This window comes from Shewanella sp. SR1 (assembly GCF_020447145.1).
Lineage (GTDB): Bacteria > Pseudomonadota > Gammaproteobacteria > Enterobacterales > Shewanellaceae > Shewanella > Shewanella baltica.
This window is the reverse complement of the sequence record NZ_JAJAEF010000060.1, coordinates 1-1,152: the sequence shown is the minus strand read 5'-3', so window position 1 is coordinate 1,152 and position 1,152 is coordinate 1. Positions and strand designations below refer to the sequence as shown.

Genomic DNA, 1,152 nt, shown 5'->3' with positions numbered 1-1,152 from the left:
AATCGTGGATCAGAATGCCACGGTGAATACGTTCCCGGGCCTTGTACACACCGCCCGTCACACCATGGGAGTGGGCTGCAAAAGAAGTGGGTAGCTTAACCTTCGGGGGGGCGCTCACCACTTTGTGGTTCATGACTGGGGTGAAGTCGTAACAAGGTAGCCCTAGGGGAACCTGGGGCTGGATCACCTCCTTACCTATACGACTAACTTAATGTTTGGTCGAAAAATGCTCCTGCATTTTCGACATTCGGTACATCCGTGTACCTTTTGAGTGTTCACACAGATTTGCTTGATAGAAGAAAGAGTAAAAGATGGGTCTGTATTCAGCTGGTTAGCACCCCAATCCCCTCATAAAGAGTAGGGTGAGGTCGGTGATTCTAGATGAATATGGGTTTATCAAAAGATGGGTCTGTAGCTCAGCTGGTTAGAGCGCACCCCTGATAAGGGTGAGGTCGGTGGTTCAAGTCCACTCTGACCCACCAAATCTTCGTTCTCCTTTGTTAAATTAACACTCGTTTAGTGAACTAAACGTCGCGTTAATTTGCCGCGGATAACTTGATTTGGCAAACCAATCCTTTAGAGGTTTGGAACATCTTACTTACTCGCACTGCATGTAAATGGGGCTATAGCTCAGCTGGGAGAGCGCCTGCCTTGCACGCAGGAGGTCTGCGGTTCGATCCCGCATAGCTCCACCATTTACACCTTATTCTGACTTTATTGCAAAGTAATAAGGCATATGCACTATGGATAGAGATGCCAAAGATAAACTTAAAAATTATCTTTGGCTTTTTTAAGCCCGCTCTTTAACAATTTGGAAAGCTGATAGTATGTAACGTGATGATGTCTGTCGTCATGTTACTTACAAACCGATGTAGACGTGGAAACGTTTGCATCATGAGTTCTCAAACACTTTATTAAGTGTCTTGAATATTCAAAAGTGTGTTGTTTTCGAAAGAAGATGATGCACGTCTAAGGCGCGTCCACTTCTTTGGTCAGAAGTGAGACAAGTAAAACCAAGCTGGTCGCAATGCGACTCAGATGAGTGAAACTCATTTGGGTTGTATGGTTAAGCGACTAAGCGTATACGGTGGATGCCTTGGCAGTCAGAGGCGATGAAGGACGTAGTAACTTGCGAAAAGCGTTGGCGAGCTA

The 1,152-nt window shown here is 45.7% G+C and carries 2 tRNA genes and 2 rRNA genes; all 4 read left to right on the top strand.

Features of this window, described 5'->3' with window-relative positions:
- Positions 1–194: ribosomal RNA gene (locus KV201_RS22340) — 16S ribosomal RNA — on the top strand; the annotation flags it as partial.
- Between the two features lie 211 nt (positions 195–405).
- Positions 406–482 (top strand) — tRNA-Ile (locus tag KV201_RS22335).
- Positions 483–619: 137 nt separating this feature from the next.
- Positions 620–695 (top strand) — tRNA-Ala (locus tag KV201_RS22330).
- A 369-nt stretch (positions 696–1,064) separates the two neighbouring features.
- A 23S ribosomal RNA gene (locus tag KV201_RS22325) occupies positions 1,065–1,152 on the top strand; the annotation flags it as partial.